This is a genomic window from Methylobacterium sp. 37f (assembly GCF_023093475.1).
Taxonomy (GTDB): Bacteria; Pseudomonadota; Alphaproteobacteria; order Rhizobiales; family Beijerinckiaceae; genus Methylobacterium.
The window spans coordinates 108658-131200 of the sequence record NZ_JAGHKN010000011.1; the positions used below are offsets into that span (position 1 = coordinate 108658).

At 67.6% G+C, this 22543-nt stretch carries 24 protein-coding genes and 1 other RNA gene; 18 read left to right on the forward strand and 7 right to left on the reverse strand.

What is annotated here, in order from left to right; all coding sequences use genetic code 11:
- Positions 1–89 precede the first annotated feature (89 nt).
- Positions 90–683: a YgjV family protein gene (locus J7U37_RS09925; RefSeq protein ID WP_247635612.1), complete on the forward strand. Its 594-nt coding sequence runs from the start codon at positions 90–92 to the stop codon at positions 681–683.
- Here J7U37_RS09925 and J7U37_RS09930 read toward each other — a convergent pair.
- A complete protein-coding gene (locus J7U37_RS09930) occupies positions 665–2200 on the reverse strand; it encodes a YifB family Mg chelatase-like AAA ATPase (protein ID WP_247635613.1) in 1536 nt (511 codons plus the stop codon). The two genes, J7U37_RS09925 and J7U37_RS09930, sit on opposite strands and share 19 nt — an antisense overlap.
- A 160-nt stretch (positions 2201–2360) precedes the next feature.
- Between J7U37_RS09930 and J7U37_RS09935 the strand changes: the two genes are divergently transcribed.
- Positions 2361–2624: a PepSY domain-containing protein gene (locus J7U37_RS09935; RefSeq protein WP_156633762.1), complete on the forward strand. Its 264-nt coding sequence runs from the start codon at positions 2361–2363 to the stop codon at positions 2622–2624.
- A gap of 39 nt (positions 2625–2663) precedes the next feature.
- Here J7U37_RS09935 and J7U37_RS09940 read toward each other — a convergent pair whose 3' ends face one another.
- Entirely contained in the window at positions 2664–3128 is a 465-nt protein-coding gene (locus J7U37_RS09940) for a DUF5991 domain-containing protein (RefSeq protein WP_056484193.1), read from the reverse strand.
- A gap of 152 nt (positions 3129–3280) precedes the next feature.
- Here J7U37_RS09940 and ffs point away from each other — a divergent pair.
- From ffs to J7U37_RS09960, 4 genes are all read left to right on the forward strand, one after another.
- Positions 3281–3379: signal recognition particle sRNA small type (gene ffs, locus J7U37_RS09945), an RNA gene on the forward strand.
- Positions 3380–3446: 67 nt separating this feature from the next.
- Positions 3447–5369 (forward strand): DNA polymerase III subunit gamma/tau, encoded by a 1923-nt coding sequence (locus tag J7U37_RS09950; protein ID WP_247635614.1) that lies wholly within the window; start codon positions 3447–3449, stop codon positions 5367–5369.
- Between the two features lie 65 nt (positions 5370–5434).
- Positions 5435–5755: a YbaB/EbfC family nucleoid-associated protein gene (locus J7U37_RS09955; protein WP_056484187.1), complete on the forward strand. Its 321-nt coding sequence runs from the start codon at positions 5435–5437 to the stop codon at positions 5753–5755.
- Positions 5756–6112: 357 nt separating this feature from the next.
- Positions 6113–6418, forward strand: coding sequence for a hypothetical protein (locus J7U37_RS09960; RefSeq protein ID WP_156376126.1), 306 nt, complete (start codon positions 6113–6115; stop codon positions 6416–6418).
- Positions 6419–6485: 67 nt separating this feature from the next.
- Here J7U37_RS09960 and J7U37_RS09965 read toward each other — a convergent pair whose 3' ends face one another.
- A complete protein-coding gene (locus J7U37_RS09965) occupies positions 6486–8102 on the reverse strand; it encodes a phosphoenolpyruvate carboxykinase (protein ID WP_247635615.1) in 1617 nt (538 codons plus the stop codon).
- A 440-nt stretch (positions 8103–8542) separates the two neighbouring features.
- Here J7U37_RS09965 and recR point away from each other — a divergent pair, with 440 nt between their 5' ends.
- From recR to J7U37_RS09990, 5 genes are all read left to right on the forward strand, one after another.
- Entirely contained in the window at positions 8543–9148 is a 606-nt protein-coding gene (recR, locus tag J7U37_RS09970; RefSeq protein WP_247635616.1) for a recombination mediator RecR, read from the forward strand.
- A gap of 114 nt (positions 9149–9262) precedes the next feature.
- Positions 9263–9778: a peptide deformylase gene (locus J7U37_RS09975; protein ID WP_056484175.1), complete on the forward strand. Its 516-nt coding sequence runs from the start codon at positions 9263–9265 to the stop codon at positions 9776–9778.
- 106 nt (positions 9779–9884) lie between these two features.
- Complete coding sequence (gene fmt / locus J7U37_RS09980; protein ID WP_247635617.1) at positions 9885–10829, forward strand: methionyl-tRNA formyltransferase; 945 nt, start codon at positions 9885–9887, stop codon at positions 10827–10829.
- Between the two features lie 19 nt (positions 10830–10848).
- Complete coding sequence (gene truA, locus J7U37_RS09985; protein WP_247635618.1) at positions 10849–11613, forward strand: tRNA pseudouridine(38-40) synthase TruA; 765 nt, start codon at positions 10849–10851, stop codon at positions 11611–11613.
- A 96-nt stretch (positions 11614–11709) separates the two neighbouring features.
- On the forward strand, positions 11710–11907 hold the full coding sequence (locus J7U37_RS09990) for a hypothetical protein (protein ID WP_247635619.1): 198 nt from the start codon (positions 11710–11712) through the stop codon (positions 11905–11907).
- 137 nt (positions 11908–12044) lie between these two features.
- Here J7U37_RS09990 and dapE read toward each other — a convergent pair whose 3' ends face one another.
- Positions 12045–13241 carry a succinyl-diaminopimelate desuccinylase gene (gene dapE / locus J7U37_RS09995; RefSeq protein ID WP_247635620.1) on the reverse strand — a complete coding sequence of 399 codons (1197 nt, stop codon included), beginning with the start codon at positions 13239–13241 and terminating at the stop codon, positions 12045–12047.
- A gap of 110 nt (positions 13242–13351) precedes the next feature.
- Here dapE and moeB point away from each other — a divergent pair, with 110 nt between their 5' ends.
- The gene (moeB, locus tag J7U37_RS10000; RefSeq protein ID WP_247635637.1) at positions 13352–14134 is read left to right on the forward strand and encodes a molybdopterin-synthase adenylyltransferase MoeB; all 783 of its coding nucleotides are present in this window, start codon (positions 13352–13354) and stop codon (positions 14132–14134) included.
- An 18-nt stretch (positions 14135–14152) separates the two neighbouring features.
- Here moeB and J7U37_RS10005 read toward each other — a convergent pair whose 3' ends face one another.
- A complete protein-coding gene (locus tag J7U37_RS10005) occupies positions 14153–16000 on the reverse strand; it encodes an ABC transporter transmembrane domain-containing protein (protein WP_247635621.1) in 1848 nt (615 codons plus the stop codon).
- A 178-nt stretch (positions 16001–16178) separates the two neighbouring features.
- Between J7U37_RS10005 and rpmE the strand changes: the two genes are divergently transcribed.
- Positions 16179–16433, forward strand: a complete 255-nt coding sequence (rpmE, locus tag J7U37_RS10010) for a 50S ribosomal protein L31 (protein WP_055948879.1) — start codon at positions 16179–16181, stop codon at positions 16431–16433.
- Positions 16434–16579: 146 nt separating this feature from the next.
- Here the strand turns inward: rpmE and J7U37_RS10015 are convergent, their stop codons facing one another.
- Complete coding sequence (locus J7U37_RS10015; RefSeq protein ID WP_056179522.1) at positions 16580–17113, reverse strand: DUF1465 family protein; 534 nt, start codon at positions 17111–17113, stop codon at positions 16580–16582.
- 667 nt (positions 17114–17780) lie between these two features.
- Here J7U37_RS10015 and rpmH point away from each other — a divergent pair.
- The 5 genes from rpmH (at position 17781) to J7U37_RS10040 (ending at position 21580) form a co-directional block, all read left to right on the forward strand.
- The gene (rpmH, locus tag J7U37_RS10020; protein ID WP_055947927.1) at positions 17781–17915 is read left to right on the forward strand and encodes a 50S ribosomal protein L34; all 135 of its coding nucleotides are present in this window, start codon (positions 17781–17783) and stop codon (positions 17913–17915) included.
- Positions 17916–17999: 84 nt separating this feature from the next.
- Positions 18000–18572, forward strand: coding sequence for a ribonuclease P protein component (gene rnpA, locus J7U37_RS10025; protein ID WP_247635622.1), 573 nt, complete (start codon positions 18000–18002; stop codon positions 18570–18572).
- Complete coding sequence (yidC, locus tag J7U37_RS10030; RefSeq protein ID WP_247635623.1) at positions 18565–20427, forward strand: membrane protein insertase YidC; 1863 nt, start codon at positions 18565–18567, stop codon at positions 20425–20427. Before rnpA ends, yidC begins: the two co-directional genes overlap by 8 nt.
- A gap of 134 nt (positions 20428–20561) precedes the next feature.
- On the forward strand, positions 20562–21212 hold the full coding sequence (gene yihA, locus J7U37_RS10035; protein ID WP_056179514.1) for a ribosome biogenesis GTP-binding protein YihA/YsxC: 651 nt from the start codon (positions 20562–20564) through the stop codon (positions 21210–21212).
- A complete protein-coding gene (locus J7U37_RS10040; protein ID WP_247635624.1) occupies positions 21209–21580 on the forward strand; it encodes a DUF423 domain-containing protein in 372 nt (123 codons plus the stop codon). Before yihA ends, J7U37_RS10040 begins: the two co-directional genes overlap by 4 nt.
- Before the next feature lie 274 nt (positions 21581–21854).
- On the opposite strand, the gene J7U37_RS10045 is transcribed toward J7U37_RS10040, so the two are convergent.
- On the reverse strand, positions 21855–22514 hold the full coding sequence (locus J7U37_RS10045) for a carboxymuconolactone decarboxylase family protein (protein ID WP_244478292.1): 660 nt from the start codon (positions 22512–22514) through the stop codon (positions 21855–21857).
- Positions 22515–22543 lie beyond the last annotated feature (29 nt).

Sequence of the window (22543 nt, forward strand, 5' to 3'; positions counted from 1 at the left end):
GGTGCGTCCGTCATTAACGAACCGGTTACCATGACGACCTAGCGCCAGCGGCGAATGCGGCGCGCTCCTGCGCCGTTCGAGCGCAAACCATGGCCGTCACCCTTCTCGCCCAGAGCCTCTGGGATGCCGCGAAATTTCACCTCGACCTGTTCGGGACCCTCGGTCTCCTCCTCGGCTTCATCGCCGGAATCATGCCCCATCGGCATGGAATGCTCCTCGCCTCCGCGGCCTGTGCCGCCTGCTTCGGCCTTCACTATCTGCATCTCGGTGCTCTGACCGGCACGGCGATGTGCGGCATCGCCCTCCTGCAAAACCTTGTCTCGGTGCAGGCCGTCCGACCGACCGGCCGAGCGGCCTGGGTTGCCCCGCTCTTCGCGGCCACCACCCTGATGGCCGCAAGCCTGACGGTGATCACCTGGAACGGCTGGCCCTCGGCCTGCGCCGGGCTCGGCACCCTGCTGGCAACCGCGGCCCGGCTTCAGGGCGATCCACAGGCGATGCGGCGGTTCTTCGTCGGCGCCAGTCTGTGCTGGGCCGGGCACAACCTTCTCGTCAGCTCGGTCTTCGGCCTCACCTGCGATCTTCTGACCCTGTCCGGCCTCGGCCTGTCACTGGCCCGCCACCACTTCCGGCGTCCGGACACGCAGGCCCATCCGGTGGCGCATCACGCCGCCGCTGGCTGATCCGAGCGTCCGCGATAGGACAGGGCCTCGGCCAGGTGGATGCGGCGCACGCGAGCCTCCCCGTCGAGGTCGGCCAAGGTTCGGGCGACCCGCAGCGTGCGGTGGAAGCCGCGCGCCGACAGCCGCATGGTCTCGGCGGCCGAGCGGATCAGCGCGGCGCCCTCGGCATCGGGGGCCGCGACCTCCTCGATCACCGGGGGCGGACAGGTGGCATTGGTGAACGATCCAGCGGCCTCGTGTGCGGCGTAGCGCCGGGTCTGCAACGCGCGGGCGACCGCGACCCGCGCCGCCATCTCGGCGGACCCCTCCGGGGGCGGCGGCAGGATCAGGTCCGCGGCCGTGACCGCGCCGACCTCGATGCGCAGGTCGATGCGATCGAGGAGCGGCCCCGAGATGCGGGCACCATACTGTGCGATGCAGCGCGCATTCGGCCCCTTGCGACAGGCATAGCCCGGCTCCAGCGCCTGACCGCACCGGCACGGGTTCATCGCGGCGATGAGCTGGAAGCGGGCCGGATAGGTCACGCGATGATTGGCCCGCGCGATCATGATCGTGCCGGTCTCCATCGGCTGGCGCAGGGAATCGAGCACTTGCGGCGTGAACTCGGGCAACTCGTCGAGGAACAGCACGCCGCCATGAGCCAGCGATGCCTCGCCCGGGCGGGCATTGATGCCGCCGCCGACCAGGGCCGCCATCGAGGCGGAATGGTGCGGCTGGCGAAACGGGCGCCGGCTCGAAAGAGCGCCGTCCTTCAGTTCGCCCGCCACCGACTGGATCATCGAGACTTCGAGAAGTTCGCGCGGTGCCAGCGGCGGCAGGATCGAGGGCAGGCGCGCGGCCAGCATCGACTTTCCGGCCCCGGGCGGCCCGTTCATCAAAAGATTGTGCCCGCCGGCCGCCGCGATCTCGAGCGCGCGCTTGGCGCCCTCTTGGCCCTTGATGTCCCGCAGGTCCGGAAGGGCGGCGCCCGGCGCGGCGATCGCCGGTTCGGGCCGGGCCATGACCTGGGTACCTTTGAAGTGATTGGCAAGCTGGATCAGCGAGCGCGGCGCCAGCACGTCGAGGTCACCGCCCGCCCAGGCCGCCTCCGGTCCGGTCGCGGCCGGGCAGATCAGCCCGAGGCCGAGGGCGTTGGCCGCCATCGCGGCGGGCAGGACGCCCGAAACGGCGGTGATCGTTCCGTCGAGGGCGAGTTCCCCGAGAACGCAATACCCCGCCAGCGCATCGGCCGGCAGGGCGCCGATCGCCCCCATCACCGCCAGCGCGATCGGCAGGTCGTAATGCGACCCCTCCTTGGGCAGATCGGCCGGGGCGAGATTGACGGTGATGCGCTTGGCCGGAAGCGCGAGGCCGGAGGCGATCAGCGCCGAGCGCACCCGCTCGCGGGACTCCGCCACGGCCTTGTCGGCGAGGCCCACCACCGTGAAGGCGACGATTCCCGGGGCGATCTGGACCTGAACATCGACGGCTCGCGCCTCGATGCCCTGGAAGGCCACGGTGGCGACGCGCGTGACCATACTGGACCGACCCCGGCTGGAAGATCAGATGACCCTAGGGGGCAGTTCACCCGCACACAACCGTAAGACGCACGACTCCGGGGGCGGCGGCAGGAACCTCGTCCTCGCTCGGCGGTTCGGGAGGGGTCAGGAACAGTTCCTCCAACGGTAAGGAGACATCATGTCGATCAAGATCACCGGCCTCGCCGCCATCGCTCTCGGCCTCGCATTCACTGGTTCCGCCTTCGCAGACCGGATGCCGACTCCGGACGAGCAGACCAAGATCGAAGCCGTGCTGAAGCAGGAAGGCTTCACCAAGTGGAAGAAGATCGAGGTCGAGGACGACGAGATCGAGGTGGATGATGCCATCGACGCGAACGGCAAGCAGTTCGACCTGGAACTCGACCCGAAGACCTTTGCGATCGTGAAGCGCAAGGCCGAGTAGTCCGCAGCCGACAGGCGAGCCGGCCCGCCCTGCGAGCCGTCAGCCCTTGCGGGCGAAGGAGGTGCCGGCCGGTGCGGACGAGCCGGCACCGCTCGGATTCAGGGCCCGCCACTGGGTCGAAACGGCCTCGCCGACCCGGCGTATCTCGAACAGATTCGTTCCGACGTCGTACAGACGCGTGCCGTAGGCGTTGACGATGCGGCCGTCACCGAAGGTGTGGAAGGACACCATTATGCTGTCCACCGTGCCTGCGGCTTTGCAGACGATGGTCTCATTGGTCTGGAACCCTTCGATCCGCAGCACGCAGTCGCGGTTGCCCCGGCCCGGAGCGATGTCGAGACGATAGGTGACCACGATCGGCGAGCCGCCCACCGTCCGGCCACCGTCATGCTCGTAGACGTAGCTGCCCGCCCAGACCCAAGGGGCTTTCTCCGCCGCCGACGCGACGGATGCGATCATCAGGCAGGGCAGCAGCGCCAGGGCGTGGGTGAATGGTCGCGTCATCGATGGACTCCGGCTCGGATCGTGGGCCAAGACCATCGAGGCTCGCGCGCGGATCGGGCAATTTCCAGGCATGCCGATCCGGGCCGGAGGCCGTCCATCGGTTCCTGTCTTCGCCGGCTTGCATCCGCCGCACAGCCCGGCCATATAGCGCCTGGGAGGTTGGCGAGGGACGTTTCACTCGCCAACCGGGTCAGGTCCGGAAGGAAGCAGCCCTAACGAGACCGAGCGGGTCTTCGTCCAGCCTCCCACCTCGATCGATGCCTCGGGCTCGCGTGGCGGCACCCTCCGACCGGAGCCGCACCAACCCAGCAAGGCGGCATGGACGCGACCTCCGGTCCTATGAGCGATTCCGGGCTCCTGCCTGGTCTTCCCGAGCCCGCGCCGGCGGCCACGCCCTACCGGGTGCTGGCCCGCAAGTACCGCCCCCAGAATTTCGACGATCTGATCGGCCAGGGCGCCATGGTGCGGACCCTCGCCAATGCCTTCGCGGCCAATCGCATTCCGCAGGCCTGGATGCTGACCGGCGTCCGCGGCGTCGGCAAGACCACCACGGCCCGCATCCTGGCCCGCGGGCTGAACTATGTCCGCGACGGACACCCCGACACCGGTCCGACCATCGCGATGCCGGAACTCGGCCGACATTGCCGGGCGATCATGGAATCCCGGCACATGGATGTGCTGGAGATGGATGCGGCCTCCCATACCGGCATCGACGACGTGCGCGGGATCATCGACGGCATCCGCTACTCGCCGTCCGAGGCCCGCTACAAGGTCTACATCGTCGATGAGGTCCACATGCTCTCGGAGAAGGCGTTCAACGCCTTCCTCAAGACGCTGGAGGAGCCCCCGCCGCACGCCAAGTTCGTGTTCGCCACCACCGAGATCCGCAAGGTGCCGGTAACCATCCTGTCTCGCTGCCAGCGCTTCGACCTGCGCCGCGTCGAGGCCGAGACACTGGTCGGGCATCTCGCCCGCATCTGTGCCGCCGAGAACGTGGAGGCCGACGCGGAGGCACTGGCGGCGATCACCAGAGCGGCCGAGGGCTCGGTTCGCGACGCCCTTTCGCTCCTGGACCAGGCCATCGCGCATGGAGCCGGCCTCGTCAGCGCTCAGAGCGTGCGCGACATGCTCGGGCTCGCTGATCGCGGCCGCATCGTCGACCTGTTCCAGGCGGTGATGCGCGGCGACATTCCGGCCACCTTCTCGGAGGTGCGCGGCCAATACGAGGCCGGCGCCGATCCGGCCGTGATCCTCTCCGACCTTGCCAGCTTCACCCACCTGGTCACCCGGCTCAAGCTGGTGCCCGACGAGGCCGCCGCCGACCCGACCCTGAGCGAGGCGGAGCGCGAGCGCGGCCGTGCCTTCGCCCAGACGCTCTCGGTGCGGGTGCTGTCGCGGGCCTGGCAGATCCTGCTGAAGGCGATCCCAGAGGTCCAGACGGCGACGCGGCCCCTGGCAGCGGCCGAGATGGCGCTGGTGCGGCTGGCCTACGCGGCCGACCTGCCGACCCCGGACGAGGCCCTGCGCCAGATGAAGGCGCAGGCCCTCGCCGCGCCGGCCGCCGCGCCGAACCCGTCCGCTGCCGGCTCGGACACCGCCCCCGTTCGTTCGCAAGATCTCTCGCCGACCGCGTCGCCGGCCCCATCATTCTCCGGGGCGGCAATGGCGGATGCCCGCCCGGCCCTGCCGCCGATCCCGCGCTTCTCGGCCGAGGCGTCGCCGCGCCCCGCCTTGGCGATGGCCGCCGGCGGAGGCGCATCGCGACCGGCCATGATCAGCCCGACCCCGGCTCCACAGCCCGAGGGGCCGCGCCTCCTGCGATTCACCGATGTCGTCGCGCTGGCCGACACCAAGCGCGATATCGGCCTGAAGATGGCTCTGGAGCGCGAAGTCCACCTGGTCCGTTTCGAGGAAGGCCGCATCGAGTTCCGCCTGGCGGAGGGCGGCCGTCAGAGCATCGCCAACGACCTCGCCAGGGCCCTCGACGCCTGGACCGGCCGGCGCTGGATCGTCGCCCTGTCCAAAGAGGCCGGCGAGCCGACCCTCGACGCAACGGCACGCGCCGCCACCGAGACGCGCCATCAGAACGCCGCCGCACATCCGCTGGTGCGCGAGGTGATGGCACGGTTCCCGGGCGCGCAGATCGTCGATGTCCGCGACAAGGCGCCGGAGGTCTCGCCCGCGGCCGAGGCTGCCGTTACCGGCGAGGCCGAACGCGACGAGCCCGACGACGAGGCATAGCCTCAGGGGCCGCCGCGCCCCAGATGTGATCCATCCCGGTTTCGGAACGAGAGAGGACAGACCCGATGCGCGACCTGATGGGTATCATGAAGCAAGCTCAGGCCATGCAGGAGAAGATGGCCTCCCTGCAGGACGAACTCGACACCGTCGAGGTCTCGGGTGCCTCGGGCGGTGGGGCCGTACGGGTGACGATGACGGCCAAGGGTTTGGTGAAGGGCGTACAGCTCGATCCCGCGATGCTGATCCCCGACGAGCGCGAAATCCTCGAGGATCTGATCGTCGCCGCCGTCAACGACGCACGCGGCAAGGCCGAACAGGTGGCGGCCGAGCGGATGGCCGAGCTGACCAAGGGTCTGCCGATCCCGCCCGGCATGAAGTTGTTCTAGGGGCGACGGATCGTTCTTGGCTCAAGGCAGACCGGACTTTAGCCCCGACCGCAACCGCTTCGTGCCGGTGGGCTCAAACAGAGCGGCCACGATTTCTTGTCTGGACGCCAAATCCTGGCGTCGTTCCGCATTTTGAAGCACAGGTGGTTCGGCGGGAATGCTCGGTCGGACAAGGACGCTCGGACGTGGGGCCGATCGCGATCTGGCCCAAAAGGCTTCCGAGCCTCGTCCGCAGGCAACCGCTCACGGCGATCATCGGCCCGCGCGCTCTGGATAGCGAGAACAACTCTCGGGTAGGCACTGGTTTTGACGATCGCGGTGGCGAGCTCTTAACAGTTGTCGATGCTTCCTGGCGGCATGGATGAGCAACGCAAGATGGTCCGCGCCGAGACCCACCTGGCCGGGCGCGCCGCCCTGAAACAGGCATCGGCCGAAACCGAACCCTGCCTGATCCGGAACCTGTCTCCGGTCGGCGCCCGCGTGGTCTTCTGCACGCCGGTGACGGCTCCAGAGGCCTTCGATCTTTTCCTGGATTCGAGCGATCAGACCTATCGTGCGCGGACGATCTGGCACGGGGAGAACGAGGTCGGCGTCGTGTTCCGGGAGGCGCGCGAGAACGCCCCCGACGTCCTCGTCGACCCATCTCCGACCGACGAATCCTGATCGGGATCGGACGGACACGGTCTGCGGGGCAGGACGCGGAGGGCTCCTCCGCGCCCCGGGGTACCTGTCAGGCTGCGGCCGAGAGCACGGGCTCGGCGGCGCGCACATCCGCGTCGACATGGGCTGCGAAGCGCTTGAAGTTCTCCTGGAACATGGTCACGAGCCGGGTCGCGGTCTCGTGGAATGCCGACTTGTTGTTCCAGGTCTCGACCGGCGACAGCACCTCCGTCTCGACTCCCGGCACCGCCACCGGCACCTGGAAGCCGAAATAGGGATCGCGACGGAACGCGACATGCGCCAGCGAGCCGTCCAGAGCAGCCGTGAGCAGTCGGCGGGTGACGCGGATCGGCATGCGTCGGCCCGTGCCGACGCCGCCCCCGGTCCAGCCGGTGTTCACGAGCCAGCAATCGACCGCATGGTGGGCGATCAGGTCGCGCAACAGGTTGCCGTAGACGCTGGGATGGCGGGGCATGAACGGGGCACCGAAGCAGGTCGAAAACGTCGCCTCGGGCGCGGTCAGGCCCCGCTCGGTGCCGGCGACCTTGGCGGTGTAGCCGGAGAGGAAGTGGTACATCGCCTCGGCGCCGGTCAGCTTCGCGATCGGCGGCATCACCCCGAAGGCGTCACAGGTCAGCATGACGATGTTCCTGGGGTGCGCCGCCCGGCCCGTCGCGCTCGCATTGGCGATGAAATCGAGCGGGTAGGCGCAGCGGGTGTTCTCGGTGAGCGAGGCATCGTCGAAATCCGGCACCCGGGTTTCGGGGTCGATCACCACGTTCTCCATCACCGTGCCGAAGCGCTCGGTGGTGGCGTAGATCTCCGGTTCGGCATTGCGCGAGAGGCGGATCGTCTTGGCGTAGCAGCCGCCCTCGAAGTTGAAGATGCCATCCCGGCTCCAGCCGTGCTCGTCGTCACCGAGAAGCTGGCGTGAGGAATCGTTGGAGAGCGTTGTCTTGCCGGTGCCGGAGAGACCGAAGAACAGCGCCGAGTCGCCAGCCTCGTCGAGGGCCGCGTTGGCTGAGCAGTGCATCGGCATCACGCCGGCTTTCGGCAAGATGTAGTTGAGGTAGGTGAAGACCGACTTCTTCATCTCGCCGGCATAGGCCGAGCCGCCGATGAGGACGAGCTTGCGCGCGAAATCGATGGCGATCACGGTCTTCGAGCGGCAGCCGTGCCGGTGCGGCTCAGCCTGGAAGCTCGGCAGGTCGATGATCGTCAGCTCGGGCACGTAGGATTCGAGCGTGGCGCGGTCAGGCCGGATCAGCAGGTTGCGGATGAAGAGCGAGTGCCAGGCGAGCTCGGTGAACACCCGGGCATTGACGCCGTGCGCCGGGTCGGCGCCGCCCCGCAGGTCCTGGGCGAAAAGCTCGCGACCCTCGGCATGGGCGAGGAAGTCCGCATACAGGGTCTCGAACTGTTCGGGCGTGATCGCACCGTTGTTGTCCCACCAGATCTCGTTCTCGGTGGCGGCGTCGCGCACGACGAATTTGTCCTTCGGCGAACGGCCCGTATGAGAGCCCGTGGTCGCCACGAAGGCGCCGCCACGGGCCAGCTGTCCCTCGCCGCGGGCCAGGGCCTCCTCGTAGAGCCGGGGCACGTCGAGGTTCCAGTGAACCGCCTTCAGATTGCGCAGGCCGATAGCCTCGGCGCCATGCGCGGGATTGTACGCACCGGTCTGGGTCACTGTCGTCTCTCCTTGGTCACCTGATCGCGTCGCCGCCACATCGCGGGAAGCCTTGGCGGCTTCTCCAGATTCGTTCAGTCCCGAAGCGTCCGCACGGTTGGTCAGGTCCACCGCACGCAGGTTCTCCGCTCCAGGACCGCGCTTCCTCTGCATAAAGGCAGATCCCCTCCCGTCAACTTTCCCGTTGACCAACAAAAAAAGTTACATGAGCAAGGCGAGTTGCTGAGCGCAGCTTGAATCGGGCCGCCGAAGCGGTGCATTTCGCGGCGTTTCGGCCCGTCCGGGGGGCGAAATCCGGCCGCGACCCCCCTATCTCAGAGCTTCGGAACGAAACGGGCGCGACCGGGCAGATCGACCTTTCGCTGCCGCCTCGCCTGTTCCTGCCACGTCCTACGCATTGTGCCGTGTGGGCGTCTCAACCGTCACGAGATTGTTCATCCATGGCACAAGCCGTCGCCGGTCCCGAGATCGAGCGCCTGATCCAGCTCCTCGCCCGGATGCCGGGCCTCGGGCCTCGGTCTGCGCGCCGCGCCGCCCTGCAGCTTATCAAGAAGCGCGAGACGCTGCTGGCTCCTCTGGCCGACGCCATGCGGGTGGCGTCGGAGCGCATCGTCGTCTGCCACGCCTGCGGCAACGTCGATACGCGCGACCCCTGCACGATCTGCTGCGACCAGAGCCGCGACCCGACGACGCTCGTGGTGGTCGAAGATGTCTCCGACCTTTGGGCGCTGGAGCGCTCGGGGGCGGTGACGGCGCGCTATCACGTGCTCGGAGGCGTGCTCTCGGCCCTCGACGGCGTACGACCGGAGCACCTCAACCTCGATAGCCTGGTGGCCCGCGCCGCCGATCCGGCCATGCGTGAGATCATCCTGGCGCTGAACGCCACCGTGGATGGGCAGACGACAGCCCATTACGTCACGGAGTCCCTGAAGGCGCACAACCTGAAGGTCACCCGGCTGGCCCATGGCGTACCGGTGGGCGGGGAGCTCGACTACCTCGACGAAGGGACGCTGACCGCGGCGATCCGCAGCCGTACACCGTTCTGAGCCTCGTCGTCCGTCCGGTCCCGCCCCGGCATTTGACCGGCCTGTGACGCGCCCGTATCTGCGGGGGTTCAGGCAGCCGCCGGCCCCGCACCCCAGTTCAAGTCCGATCGCCCCATGACCATCCGTCCTCTCGTGATCCTGCCCGACGCGCGCCTGCGCCTAGCCTCCGAGCCGGTCGGCCCCGTGACGGACGAGATTCGGACGCTCGCCGCCGACATGCTGGAGACAATGTATGACGCGCCCGGCGTCGGTCTCGCGGCAATCCAGATCGGCATGCCGAAGCGTGTCGTCACCATCGACACTTCGAAGGACGAGAACGACCGCCAGCCGCAGGTTTTTCTCAACCCGGAGATCGTCTGGGCCTCGGAGGAGAAGCGGATCTACGATGAAGGCTGTCTCTCGATCCCCGAATATTACGGTGAGGTCGAGCGGCCCGACCGGGTCCGGGTGCGCTTCCGCGACCTCGAAGGCCAGGAGCAGGAGATCGAGGCGGACGGCCTGCTCGCCACATGCCTCCAGCACGAGATCGACCACCTCGACGGGGTGCTGTTCATCGACCACCTGTCGAAGCTGAAGCGCGACCGGGTGATGAAGAAGTTCGCCAAGGCCGCCAAGCGCGACGGCGTCTGACGCCCGAACGCGGAATGCTGCCAAGACCGGACACCCGGACTGCCGAGCCGGGCAGAAACCGGAAGCTCCGTGCGCCGGAGCCCCTGAAGGGCGGAGACCAAGAGCCATGCGCGTCGTCTTCATGGGCACGCCGGATTTCGCCGTGCCGACCCTCGCGCGCCTCGCGGCCGACGGACACAGCATCGTGGCGGTCTACACCCGTGCGCCGGCGAAGGCCGGGCGCGGCATGGCACTGAAGCCCTCCCCCGTGCAGGCGATGGCCGAGCGCCTCGACCTGCCGGTGCTGACGCCCGCCAGCCTGAAGACGCCCGAGGCCTCCGCGACCTTCGCGAGCCATGATGCCGACGTCGCCGTGGTGGTGGCCTACGGCCTGCTGCTGCCGCAGGCCCTACTGGACCAGCCGCGCCACGGTTGTCTGAACCTGCACGGCTCCCTGCTGCCGCGCTGGCGCGGCGCTGCCCCGATCCAGCGGGCCATCATGGCGGGCGACGCGATGAGCGGCGTCGGCATCATGCGCATGGAAGCCGGCCTGGATACCGGCCCGGTGGCGATGGAAGCGCACTGCCCCATCACTCCCGGTATGACCGCTGGGCAACTCCACGACGCACTGATGCCGCTGGGCGCCGACCTGATGGGTCAGGCGCTGCAGCCCCTCGAACGCGGCGCGCTCACCTTCACGCCGCAATCCGAGAGCGGCGTGGTCTACGCCCATAAGATCACCAACGACGAAGCCCGCATCGACTGGACCCGACCGGCGCGCGAGATCGCCAACCTCATCAACGGCCTGTCGCCGTTTCCGGGGGCCTTCTTCGAAGCCGATTTCGGCAAGGGGCTGGAGCGTGTGAAAGTCCTATCGGCTGAAGCCGTGTCGGCCGCGGCGGTGTCCGGATCAGGGGCGCCCGGCACCCTTCTGGACCTGGAGGCGACGATCGCCTGCGGAGACGGGGCCGTGCGCCTTCGCGCGTTGCGCCGGGCCGGCAAGGGTGGCGTTTCCACCGGAGCCGAGTTCGTGCGCGGCACCCACGCGACGCCCGGAACGGCATTGGCATGACCCGCCCGGGGCAGGCCTGATGCCGCGCTACAAGCTCATCGTCGAGTATGACGGTTCGCCGTTCTGCGGCTGGCAGCGACAGACATCGCAGCCCTCGGTTCAGGCGGCGATCGAGGCCGCCGTCACGCGCTTCTCCGGAGAGGTCTCCGGCCTCACCTGCGCCGGCCGCACCGATACGGGCGTCCACGCCACGCACCAGGTCGCCCATCTCGATCTCGCGAAGGCTTGGCGGACCGATGTGGTGCGCGACGCGCTCAATGCACACCTGCGCCCGCACCCGGTGGCGATCCTCAGCGCGGAGATCGTCGCCGGGGATTTCAACGCCCGCCACTCCGCCACCCGCCGGCACTATCGCTACCGCATCCTCAACCGACGCAGCCCGCCAGTGCTGAACCGTGCCCATGTCTGGCAGGTGCCCTGGCCCCTCGACGTCGCGCTGATGCAGGCGGCGGCCACGCGCCTTCTCGGCCTGCACGACTTTACGGCCTTCCGGGCCGCCGAGTGCCAGGCGAAGAGCCCGGTGCGGACCCTGGATCAGCTCGATGTCGTCGCGATGCCGATGGGCCTGCACGACGAGATCGTCGTCGCCACCTCGGCCCGCGCCTTCCTGCACCATCAGGTCCGCTCGATGGTCGGCACCCTGATGCTGGCCGGCAGCGGCCGAATCACCGCCGACGACGTCTCCGATATCCTGGCGAGCCGCGACCGCAGCCGCTGCGGGCCGTTGGCGCCGGCCTGCGGCCTCACGCTTGTGGGTGTGGAATACGGAGCTTCAGCAATCTAAAGGAAATATGTTTTACTTTAAGTTGAAATACCGTGGGAATTAGACATCATCGCGAAGACCCGGTGCGTGCCGCATCGCGCGATGGATAGGCCCGCAATGAATTTTCCAATTCACGTCTTCATTATGGGAGCGACTGTCTTCGCAGCACTCTCGCCCTTCATTTTCATCGCGATTCGGGAAGCCGTGAAGCGGCAGCGGCAGCGGCAGGAGATCGTGCGTGATCTGGCAGCCGTCTTCGACATTGCCGGGCAAACCAGCCAGCGACTGATCCCCTCGTTCAAATTCATTGAATAAAGGCACTTCATCGGGCGTCCGCGGCTGGCCGGAAAGAGCAACCCCGTGGATTTACTGACAGAGGAAGCGGCCTAACTCTGAACTGACCACTCCCGCCCACGATCCTTGAGGCCAGACCGCCACTCCAAAGGGCCGAGTCATGCTCTCCGGGTGATCGCCTCGCCCCCGAAATACGCCGCCAGCACGCGCGTGTAGATCGCCGTCAGGCGGTTCAGGTCGGCCACCGGAACGCATTCGTCGGTCTGGTGCATGGTCTGGCCGACGAGGCCGAACTCGATGACCGGGCAGGAATCCTTGATGAATCGGGCGTCGGATGTGCCGCCCGTGGTGGAGAGCACCGGACGGCGGCCGGTCTCGGTGGCGATGGCGCCGGCGACGAGTTCGGTGAAGGCATCCGGCTCGGTGAGGAAGGCCGGCGAATTCGAGGGCAGCAGGTCGAGATGATAGCGCACGCTCCGGCCGGCGGCCGCGTCGAGGCGGGCCCGGATCTCGGCGCCGAGGGTTTCGGCGGTCCAGCGGTCGCTGAAGCGGATGTTGAAGGTGCCGTGCGCTTCAGCCGGGATCACGTTGGTGGCCGTGTTGCCAACGTCGAGGGTGGTGAATTCCAGGTTCGAGGCGCCGAAATGCTGGGTTCCGCCATCGAGTGGTTCGGCCAGCAAGGCTCCGGCGAGGCGGAGGAGGCCGGGAATCGGGTTCTCGGCGAGATCCGGATAAGCCACGTGTCCCTGTCGGCCCTGCACCGTGAGGTGTCCCGTGAGCGAGCCGCGCCGGCCGATCTTGATCATGTCGCCGAGGGAATCCGGGTTGGTCGGCTCGCCGAGGAGGCAATGATCGAAGCGTTCGCCACGCGCCCGCGCCCATTCGAGGAGCTTGACCGTCCCATTGATCGCCGGCCCCTCCTCGTCGCCGGTGATGAGAAATCCGATTGAACCCGGAAAGGTCGGACCGGCCACGTCGAGATAGTCGAGAGCGGCGGCGAGCATGCAGGCGATGCCCCCCTTCATGTCGACGGCCCCGCGCCCGTACAGGATTCCGTTCTCGACCGTCCCGGCGAAGGGGCCGTGGCGCCAGCGGGCGAGGTCACCCGGCGGTACCACGTCGGTGTGCCCGGCAAACAGCAGGTAGGGCGCGCGGGTGCCGATGCGGGCGTAGAGGTTGTCGATATCGGGCGTGCCGGTCTGTGAGAATCTCGGGCGCTCGACCGCGAACCCGGCCTCCTCAAGGACGCCGCCGAGCCAGGTCAGGGCTCCCCCCTCCTCCGGCGTCACCGAGGGGCAGCGGATCAGGCTCTGGGCAAGGGCGAGCGGGGAGTGGTCGAGGGCGACGTTCGGCACGGGCGAGACTCTCGCTTGATGTCCTGTGGGCAGGCCATAAGCGCCGGCGCGCGGGGGTGCAATTCGCCCGCGGTCTTTCGCGCCGCGTCGACCGGGCTTATCTGCGGGGCATGGCCCTCTCCTCCGACGAAGTCGAACGCTATGCCCGCCACCTTGTCCTGCCGGAGGTCGGAGGACCGGGGCAGGCCCGTCTGAAGGCCGCCCGCGTCCTCGTCATCGGCGCCGGCGGCCTCGGCGCGCCGCTGATCCAGTACCTCGCTGCGGCCGGGATCGGAACGATCGGAATCATCGACGACGACGTCGTCTCCCTGTCGAACCTGCAGCGACAGGTCATCCACGCGACCCCCGATATCGGCCGCCTGAAGGTGGAGAGCGCGCGCGATGCGGTGGTCCGCCTCAATCCGCACGTCGCCGTGGAGACCCACGCGGCGCGGCTCACGGCGGAGACCGCGCAGAGCCTCATCGGTACCTATGATGTTGTGGCCGACGGCTCCGACAACTTCACCACCCGCTACGCCGTGTCGGATGCGTGCTTCCATGCCCGGAGGCCGCTGGTGACGGCGGCCCTCGGGCGTTTCGACGGATCGCTGACGACGCTCAAGCCTTATGCGAGCGATGCGCGCGGTCGCCCGAACCCGACCTATCGCTGCCTGTTCCCGAATCCGCCGCCGCCCGGCAGCGTCGCCCCCTGCGCCGAGGCCGGCGTGCTGGGAGCACTGGCGGGCATCATGGGATCCCTCATGGCGCTCGAGGTCATCCGCACGATCACGGATTTCGGCGAGCCCCTGGTCGGGCGCCTGCTGATGGTCGACACGCGATCGATGCGTTTCGAAACGCTCGGCTACGGCTGGGACGACGCCAACCCGCTGAACGGGACCGACGCAGGGACCTGACCCCCGCGCCGGTCCGCCCTACTCCGCCGAGAGGGGCGTGAGGCGCGGGCGGGCGTCCTTGCCCCGCGCGGTCTCGTCGTGGGCGTCGGTGAATTGAAGCGCGGCGAGTTGCGCGTAGAGCGCGCCCTGCGCCAGCAGGCTCTCGTGGGTACCGCTCTCGACGATTCGGCCCCCGTCGAGGACCAGGATCCGGTCGGCCTTGCGGATCGTCGCGAGCCGGTGCGCGATGACCAGCGTGGTGCGCCCGCGCATCAGGGTGTCGAGGGCCGTCTGCACCGCGCGCTCGCTCTCGGCATCGAGGGCCGAGGTCGCCTCGTCGAGAAGCAGGATCGGCGCGTCCTTCAGGATGGCGCGTGCAATGGCGACGCGCTGGCGCTGGCCGCCGGACAGGGTGACGCCCCGCTCGCCCACCGTCGTGGCATAGCCCTGCGGAAGGGCCTGGATGAAGCCGTCCGCGTTGGCGAGTTCGGCGGCGCGCTGCACCTGCGCCTCCGTCGCCTCCGGGCGCCCGTAGCGGATGTTGTCGAGAACGCTCCCCGAGAACACCGTCGGGTCCTGCGGTACCAGGGCCAGGCGCTCGCGCAGAGCGTCCGGATCGGCGCGCGTGATATCGACGCCATCGACCCGAATGGTGCCTGCCTGCGGATCGTAGAAGCGCAGCAGCAGTTGCAACACCGTGGTCTTGCCGGCTCCCGAAGGACCGACGAGCGCGACGCGCTCGCCCGGCGCGATGGTGAAGCTGATCCCGTCGAGGGACGGGTGGTCGGGGCGGGCCGGATAAAGGAATCGGATCGACTCGAAGGTGACCGCGCCCCTCGCCGGAACCGGCAGCGGAAGTGGGTCGACCGGAACCTGAATCGCCGGCTCGGCCGCCAGGATTTCGCCGAGCCGCTCGGCAGCGCCCGCGGCCTGGGCGAGTTCTCCGTAGACTTCCGAGAGCTGCCCCAGCGCGCTCGCCCCGAACACGGCGTAGAGCACGAACTGCGAGAGCTGACCGGCCGTCATGGTGCCGGCGAGGACGCCTTGCGCGCCGTACCACATCACGCCGACGACGCTGGCCGAGATCAGGAAGATGGCGACGCCCGTCAGCAGCGCGCGCGCCTGGATCGAATCACGGGCCGCCGCGTAGGCGTTCTCGGACGCCTCGCCGAATCGGGCGGCCGTGCTCCGGCCCATCCCGAAGGCCTGCATGGTGCGGATCGCATTCACCGCTTCGGCCGCGTAAGCGGAGGCGTCGGCCAGGCGATCCTGCGCGGCCCGCGATCGGCGACGCACGCCGCGGCCGGAGAGAATCAGCGGAAAGACGATCAGGGGAATCGCGGCGAGCACCAGGATCGAGAGCTTCGGACTGGTGATGACCATCATCACGACCGCTCCGCTGAAGAGGAACGCGTTGCGCAGAAGGATCGAGATCGAGACGCCGAACACCGCCTTGACCTGCGTCGCATCCGCCGTGAGACGCGAAATGATCTCGCCCGACAGCGAGCGGTCGAAGAAGGCCGGGTCGAGCTGGGTCAGCCGGCGAAACACGGCGGTGCGCAGATCCGCCACCACCCGCTCGCCCAGCGTTACCACCGTGTAGTAGCGGGCGCCGCTGGAGAGGGCGAGCACCGCGACCACACCGATCAGCGCCGCAAAGTAGGTGTCGATGACCCCCTGCCCCTCCGGCGAGAAGCCGTGATCGATCACCCGGCGCAGAGCGAGCGGGACCACAAGGGTCGCACCGGACGCGGCCAGCAAGGCCAGGAAGGCAGCGAGCATCCGGCCGCGATAGACCATCGCGAAGGGAATCAGCGGGCGCAGCGAACCCAGCGGTGCCTTCGGCCGGGCTTCCCCGGAAGATTTCTTGTCACGGCCGCGAGCCATGGTGCCTCGTCATCATTGGTCTTCAAGGAAAAGCGACCGACCGGCGGCCTCTTCGATCGGCGCACGCTTGTCGGGCGAAGGTGCGTGGGGTATAGGCGCGCCTTCATCCGATTGCGCGTGATCTATGGCCGCGGGCCGCCAGACGGGCCGGTCGGCTTGGCTATTCAAGGATTTCGTCATGGCAAAGAGCGCGGCCGACAAGGCCAAGGGTACCGAGCATCCCGACTACCACTTCATCAAGGTCGTGATGACCGACGGGTCCGAGTACATGACCCGGTCGACCTACGGCAAGGAGGGCGACACCCTCAACCTCGACATCGACCCCAACACCCATCCGGCCTGGACCGGTGGCGAGCAGAAGATGCTCGATCGCGGCGGTCGCGTTTCGCGCTTCAACTCGCGTTTCGGTGCTCTGTCCTTCGGCAAGAAGTAAGGCCATCTCGACGTGCCGCCGCGACGACGCGGCGGCACCTTCGGACCGACGCAGAACGGGCGGCACCTCAGGTGCCGCCCGTTCTGCGTTTCGGGGGTCATCGCGGGACGGTCGGCCCGGCCAAGCGGCCGGGCCCCGGTGTCGCTTCAAGAGGCGGATGCCGGGGCGAAGGCGGAGCGCAGGAGGCTCAGTTGCGCCACCACCGGACTCTCCTGGGGAAGCGGCGACGGGCGCTCGTCGGCGATCAGTCCATCCAGATGCAGAATTCGGGTGTGGAGCCGCCGTGAACGGACGATGAGATCCTGGAGGGTGGGCGGCAGCACGCCGAACACCTCGCTGCGGAAAGTCTCCGGCGTGGTCAGCCGGACGCGGGTCTTTTCCTGCATCGCCTCGGCCGGGGTCAGCTCCCCTTCCGAGACGGCGCGCTGCACCAGAAGCCAGGATGCGATCTGCATCAGCCGAGTGGTGAGACGCATGCTCTCGCTGGCGTAGCTGAGCGTGCCATCTCGGGACATCAGCCGGGACTCCTCGCGGCCCGTGCCGTCGAGATAGGCGGCGGCTTCCTCGACCAGGGTCATGCCCTCGCGGAAGAGCGTCTTGAACGCATCGGATGTGACGTAGGTGTCACCGAAATTCACCCAGTCGCGCTCGTCCCGGAACATGACGTCGTATCCGCTCATAGTGCCTCCTGTGCTGCAACCGGGATGATGCGTCCCGCGGTGGGACGAAAGCGGCGCGCTTGTCCCTTGTTGCGCAACTCTAGCGCCGAACGCCGAGGCACGCGGCCTTTACCGGGCATTAACGTTAATCGAGGCGATCGGTGCCTCTGGAGGGAGGGCGCCGGAGGGCAGGCCCGGCACGGAGGCTTGCGAGAGGACTTGGTGCAAGTTCTTGGTGCAAGTCCCTGGCGAAGCCCCTCGTGAAGACACGCGCCACAAAAAAAGACCGCCCGGTTCGGGGCGGCCTGAAAAGCGAGTTTCGGGAGGAGTCCAGGCGTGCGGACCGAAGGTTCGCGCGGTCTCCGGGATCACCGAACAGGATCACCGGATGCCGCAGCTTGGTTTAACGAAAGGTTGCGCCTGGCGACCAGCTTGCCGACGAGCTTCGCGACCGATTCGGCGGCGAATCGGGAGTGGACCTTGGCACCGATCCCGTTTGCCGATTTCGACGCCTCACGGTCATCTGGAATTGACTTGCAGGGGTCGTTGCCGCATAAGCCGCGCCATCGCGACGCGGCGCCCTTGATGGGCGCTGTTCGCGCTTGCAGACACATTTCAGGGCGAGTGAATATCCGGCGCGGCCTTCGGTGCGGCCCGGATCGATCCTCGGCCATTCGGAGATCGCGCCATGAAGAGAACCTATCAGCCCAGCAAGCTCGTGCGTAAGCGTCGTCACGGTTTCCGTGCCCGCATGGCGACCGCCGGCGGCCGCAAGGTCATCGCTGCCCGTCGCGCCCACGGTCGCAAGAAGCTGTCGGCCTAAGAGCTTGGCGGCGCCGTCACGGCGGCGCGCCACACCATCATGTCACCCAGGGACCGCAGGACCGGCAGCGAGATCGGGTCGACCTTGTCGACGATCGGGAGGCTGACGCGGCGCTCCGAGTTCCTGGCGGCTGCCAGCGGGCGTCGTTTCCACAACGAACGTCTATCGGCACAGGGCCTGATCCGTGCCATGAACCCGTCTCTGGACGGTTCAACCCACGATCAGCCCGGCGACGGGCTGCGTATCGGCTTCACCATTACGAAGCGCGTCGGTCACGCCACGGAGCGCAATCGCATCCGGCGGCGTCTTCGTGCTGCCGTGACGCAGGCCGCTGGCGACCTACCGGTCCGCCCGGCCGATGTGGTGCTGGTGGCCCGACGACCGGCACTGCATGCCCCTTTCGCGACTCTCATCGACGATCTGCGCCGCGCCGTCTCGATCGTGACCAAGCCGCAGGGTCCGAAATCCGACCCGGCTGAGTCGCGTCCCGGCCGGCGCGGACGCGGCAAAGGTGCGCCCGCGTCTGGCGCATCGGCGATGGCTCCGGTATTGGCCTCGGGCGCGACGGCCTCCGTCGCGGTGCCCGGTCCCGGACCGGCTCGCGCGAACGCGCCCTCCCCACTTCCCAACGCATGCGACGGACCAACCGATGGGTAATGACAAGACGAACATGATCGTCGCGATCGCCTTATCGCTGGCGGTCCTGCTCGGCTGGAACTACTTCATCGCCGCCCCACGCGTGGAGCAGCAACGCCAGGCCGCCTTGCAGAACAGGGCAGCGACGGAAGCGACGGGTCAGGCTGCCGGTCCGGACGGCGTGCCGAGCGCAAGTCCGAAGGAAGGCGGCCCGGCCAGTCCCGTCCCCGGCACCCTGCCGGGCGCTTCGAGCGCCGGCGGCATTGTCTCGCGTGAAACCGCGATTGCTCGCTCGCCGCGGGTGACCATCGATACGCCGGCGCTGGCCGGCTCCATCGCCCTGAAGGGCGGCCGCATCGATGACGTCTCGCTGAAGAATTACCACGAGACCGTCGACGACAAGAGCCCGAACATCGTCCTGCTCTCGCCCACCGGCACCGAGAATCCGTACTACGCCGAATTCGGCTGGGTCGGTCAGAATGCCGGGCCGCTGCCCAACGGCGATACGGTGTGGACGGCCGACGCCACCACCCTGGCACCGGGCAAGCCGGTCACGCTGAGCTACGACAACGGCGCCGGTCTGTTGTTCAAGCGCATCATCGCGGTGGACGACAAGTTCCTGTTCACGGTCCGCGACGAGGTCGAGAACAAGGGCGGCAACGCCGTCAGTCTCTATCCCTACAGCCTCGTCTCGCGCTGGGGTAAGCCGCACACCCAGGGCTATTACGTGCTGCACGAAGGCATGATCGGCGTGCTCGGCGCCGACGGCCTGCAGGAATACACCTACGATCACCTCGCCAAGGAACCGGCGCTCGGCAATGCCAGCACCAAGGGCAAGACCTGGACGGGCGTGACCGGCGGCTTCGTCGGCATCACCGACAAGTACTGGGCCGCGGCTGCCATTCCCGACCAGGCGACGCCCTATACCGGTAGCTTCACCGAGCGGACCGACGGCGCCACCAAGGTCTACCAGGCCAATGTCCTCGGCAACGTCCAGGTGATCAAGCCTGGCGCCTCCGTGACCACGACGCAGCAGCTCTTCGCCGGTGCGAAGGAAGTGAACACCATCAACGCCTATCAGGCGAACCAGAACATCAAGCAGTTCGACCTGCTGATCGACTGGGGCTGGTTCCACTTCATCACCAAGCCCATGTTCCGGGCACTGGACTTCTTCTTCCACCTGTTCGGCAATTTCGGCATCGCGATCCTCGTGGTGACCCTCTGCCTGAAGCTGCTGTTCTTGCCGATCGCCAACAAGTCCTATCAGTCCATGGCCAAGATGAAGGCCGTGCAGCCGGAGATGGCTTCGATCCGCGAGCGCTATGCTGACGACAAGATGAAACAGCAGCAGGCGATGATGGAGCTGTACAAGAAGGAGAAGATCAATCCGGTTGCCGGCTGCTGGCCGGTGCTGATCCAGATCCCGGTCTTCTTCGCGCTGTACAAGGTCCTGTTCATCACCATCGAAATGCGGCACGCGCCGTTCTTCGGGTGGATCCAGGATCTGGCGGCGCCCGATCCGACCAATATCCTCAACCTGTTCGGCCTGCTTCCCTTCGCGGCACCCGACTTCATTCACCTCGGCATCTGGCCCATCATCATGGGTATCACGATGTTCATCCAGATGAAGATGAACCCCGCGCCGCCGGACCCGGTTCAGGCGCAGATCTTCACCTTCATGCCGATCGTGTTCACCTTCATGCTGGGCTCATTCCCCGCCGGTCTGGTGATCTACTGGGCCTGGAACAACACCCTGTCGGTGATCCAGCAATACGTGATCATGCGACGGAACGGGGTGAAGGTAGAGCTCTGGGACAACCTGCGGGGTATGTTCCGGCGCAAGACCGCCGACAAGAACGCCGTCGCCAAGAGCTGATCGCTTCGTCGATACGCAAGACGACGCTTCCCCACCCGGTCCTCTCCGTTTCGCAACGGGGAGGACTTCCTGTTTTCGGTGTGTCGGCTCGCGAGAGTGGTGGGCACGCCCTCTCCTTCGTCCGGAGCCGCCCGATGTCCCAAGCCGAAGACGATGCCGCCCTGCTGGAGGCCGGTCGCCTGCTGTTTGCCGGTGCAGCCGATTTCATCGCCTCCGCTCCGAACGTGCCCGCCCTGCCGCCGATGAAAGGCGTCGAGATCGCGTTCGCGGGCCGCTCCAACGTCGGCAAGTCGAGCCTCGTCAATGCGCTCACCGGCCGCAACACCCTGGCGCGGACGTCGCACACGCCGGGACGGACGCAGCAGCTGAACTTCTTCGATATCGGCGGCCGGCTCACCCTGGTCGACATGCCCGGCTACGGCTACGCGGCCGTGGAGAAGACCAAGGTCGAAGCCTGGACCGACCTGATCCACGACTACCTGAAGGGTCGATCGAATCTCGCCCGCGTCTTCATGCTGATCGATTCGCGCCACGGCCTGAAAAGCATCGACACCGACGTCCTCGACGGCCTCGACAAGGCCGCCGTGAGCTACCAGATCGTATTGACCAAGGGCGACGCGCTGAAGAAATCCGAAATGGATGCCCGCATCGCCGGGGTGCAATCCGCCATCGCCCGGCGCCCGGCGGCCTATCCGGAGATCCTGCTCACCTCGAGTCGCGATGATCGCGGCGTGCCGGAACTGCGTGCCAGCGTCGCCCGGCTGCTCCAGGAGCGCGGCGCATGAAGGGCCTTGATCGCGCTTTCCTGGCGCTCGGCGCCCTCGCCGGGCTCCTCGGCGTCGCGGCGAGCGCGGCCTCTGCTCATGTCAGCGGAGCCGACAGTCTCAAGACCGCGGCGCAGTTCCTGCTGTTTCACGCCCCCGCACTTCTCGCCCTCGCCGCGCTTTCAGCAACGGGCACGACGCATCGGCCGGTCACGCGCCTTGCCGGCGCCGGCCTCGTCCTTGGGCTCACGCTGTTCGCCGGCGATCTCGCCCTGCGGGCATTGCACGGCACGGCACTGTTTCCCATGGCGGCGCCGATCGGTGGCGTCCTGCTGATGGGGGGCTGGTTGCTTGCCGCTATGGCGGCGCTCATTCCGACCCGGCGTTGAATCCGATCGTCATCGAGGCATTCAGGCGTCTCGCGGCCGACGTTCCAACGAAGGTAGCCGGCGCCATCGGTACCGCCTCAATTTGCAACCGACGTCGAGCCGGTGATCGCTCGAGCTTGGGCGCCAACGATTGGCATGTCGCAGCCATCGGTGTGACGACCGGCGACGTCGCGGTGCGACGTCAAGCGGAGGCTGGACGCCGATACGTCGCCGCATTGGCGCCAAGCCGAAGGTCGATCAATCCACCCCGTCGCCGGGATCGACGCACAGCCCCCTACCTGATCAGGGGTGGCAGAGGCGGCGATACGCCCTCGGGGAGCGCCGTCCGCGCCATGTTCATGCTCATGGCGAGCAGCGTGTAGTAGCCGTTGATCCCCGCCATCTCCACGGCGGCCTGCTCGCCGAAGGTCTGAACCGCACGCGCGTAGGTGGTGTCGCTCACAGCCTTGTTGTGGTGCAATTCCGTCGAAAACGCGTAGACCAGCGTCTCCTCAGGGTCCATCGCGTCCGGCCGCCGGCCTTCCTGAATCGCCGTGACGATGGCCGGATCGAGGCCCGCCTTCAGGGCGATCGGCGCGTGAATGTGCCACTCCAGTTGCTGCGTCCATTCCCGGGCGGTGATCAGGATGATGAACTCGCTCAAGCGCAGGGGCAGCACGCTGCGGTAGCGCAGGTGCAGGCCCATGGTGCTGGCATTGGTCATCAATTCGGGACTGCGCAGCAGCGGCACGAACGGCCCGAACACCGGTGTCTTACGCGCCACCAGGAAGGCCTCCGCCGCAGCCTTCTGTTCGGCGCTGAGGGCATCGGCTGGTATCGGCGGCAGGCGGTCTTGGGCCAGCAGGCGGTCTTGGGGCAGCAAGCGGTCTTGGGCCACGGCGGACAAGCTCCCGACAAGAAGGATCGACAGGACCGGGAGGATGGCGAACCGCATGAGTTTGCTCCTCCCGTCCGGCTTCCGGC

Excerpts from the sequence above, each read along its gene's own strand:
- J7U37_RS09955 (WP_056484187.1), top strand. The coding sequence starts at position 5,435 with ATGCGCGACCTGATGGGTATCATGAAGCAAGCTCAGGCCATGCAGGAG.
- J7U37_RS09950 (WP_247635614.1), top strand. The coding sequence starts at position 3,447 with ATGGACGCGACCTCCGGTCCTATGAGCGATTCCGGGCTCCTGCCTGGT.
- truA (WP_247635618.1), top strand. The coding sequence starts at position 10,849 with ATGCCGCGCTACAAGCTCATCGTCGAGTATGACGGTTCGCCGTTCTGC.
- yidC (WP_247635623.1), top strand. The coding sequence starts at position 18,565 with ATGGGTAATGACAAGACGAACATGATCGTCGCGATCGCCTTATCGCTG.
- rpmH (WP_055947927.1), top strand. The coding sequence starts at position 17,781 with ATGAAGAGAACCTATCAGCCCAGCAAGCTCGTGCGTAAGCGTCGTCAC.
- J7U37_RS10040 (WP_247635624.1), top strand. The coding sequence starts at position 21,209 with ATGAAGGGCCTTGATCGCGCTTTCCTGGCGCTCGGCGCCCTCGCCGGG.
- J7U37_RS09935 (WP_156633762.1), top strand. The coding sequence starts at position 2,361 with ATGTCGATCAAGATCACCGGCCTCGCCGCCATCGCTCTCGGCCTCGCA.
- fmt (WP_247635617.1), top strand. The coding sequence starts at position 9,885 with ATGCGCGTCGTCTTCATGGGCACGCCGGATTTCGCCGTGCCGACCCTC.
- J7U37_RS09960 (WP_156376126.1), top strand. The coding sequence starts at position 6,113 with ATGGATGAGCAACGCAAGATGGTCCGCGCCGAGACCCACCTGGCCGGG.
- recR (WP_247635616.1), top strand. The coding sequence starts at position 8,543 with ATGGCACAAGCCGTCGCCGGTCCCGAGATCGAGCGCCTGATCCAGCTC.
- yihA (WP_056179514.1), top strand. The coding sequence starts at position 20,562 with ATGTCCCAAGCCGAAGACGATGCCGCCCTGCTGGAGGCCGGTCGCCTG.
- J7U37_RS09925 (WP_247635612.1), top strand. The coding sequence starts at position 90 with ATGGCCGTCACCCTTCTCGCCCAGAGCCTCTGGGATGCCGCGAAATTT.
- moeB (WP_247635637.1), top strand. The coding sequence starts at position 13,352 with ATGGCCCTCTCCTCCGACGAAGTCGAACGCTATGCCCGCCACCTTGTC.
- J7U37_RS09930 (WP_247635613.1), bottom strand. The coding sequence starts at position 2,200 with ATGGTCACGCGCGTCGCCACCGTGGCCTTCCAGGGCATCGAGGCGCGA.
- J7U37_RS09975 (WP_056484175.1), top strand. The coding sequence starts at position 9,263 with ATGACCATCCGTCCTCTCGTGATCCTGCCCGACGCGCGCCTGCGCCTA.
- rpmE (WP_055948879.1), top strand. The coding sequence starts at position 16,179 with ATGGCAAAGAGCGCGGCCGACAAGGCCAAGGGTACCGAGCATCCCGAC.
- J7U37_RS09940 (WP_056484193.1), bottom strand. The coding sequence starts at position 3,128 with ATGACGCGACCATTCACCCACGCCCTGGCGCTGCTGCCCTGCCTGATG.
- J7U37_RS10045 (WP_244478292.1), bottom strand. The coding sequence starts at position 22,514 with ATGCGGTTCGCCATCCTCCCGGTCCTGTCGATCCTTCTTGTCGGGAGC.
- J7U37_RS10015 (WP_056179522.1), bottom strand. The coding sequence starts at position 17,113 with ATGAGCGGATACGACGTCATGTTCCGGGACGAGCGCGACTGGGTGAAT.
- J7U37_RS10005 (WP_247635621.1), bottom strand. The coding sequence starts at position 16,000 with ATGGCTCGCGGCCGTGACAAGAAATCTTCCGGGGAAGCCCGGCCGAAG.
- J7U37_RS09990 (WP_247635619.1), top strand. The coding sequence starts at position 11,710 with ATGAATTTTCCAATTCACGTCTTCATTATGGGAGCGACTGTCTTCGCA.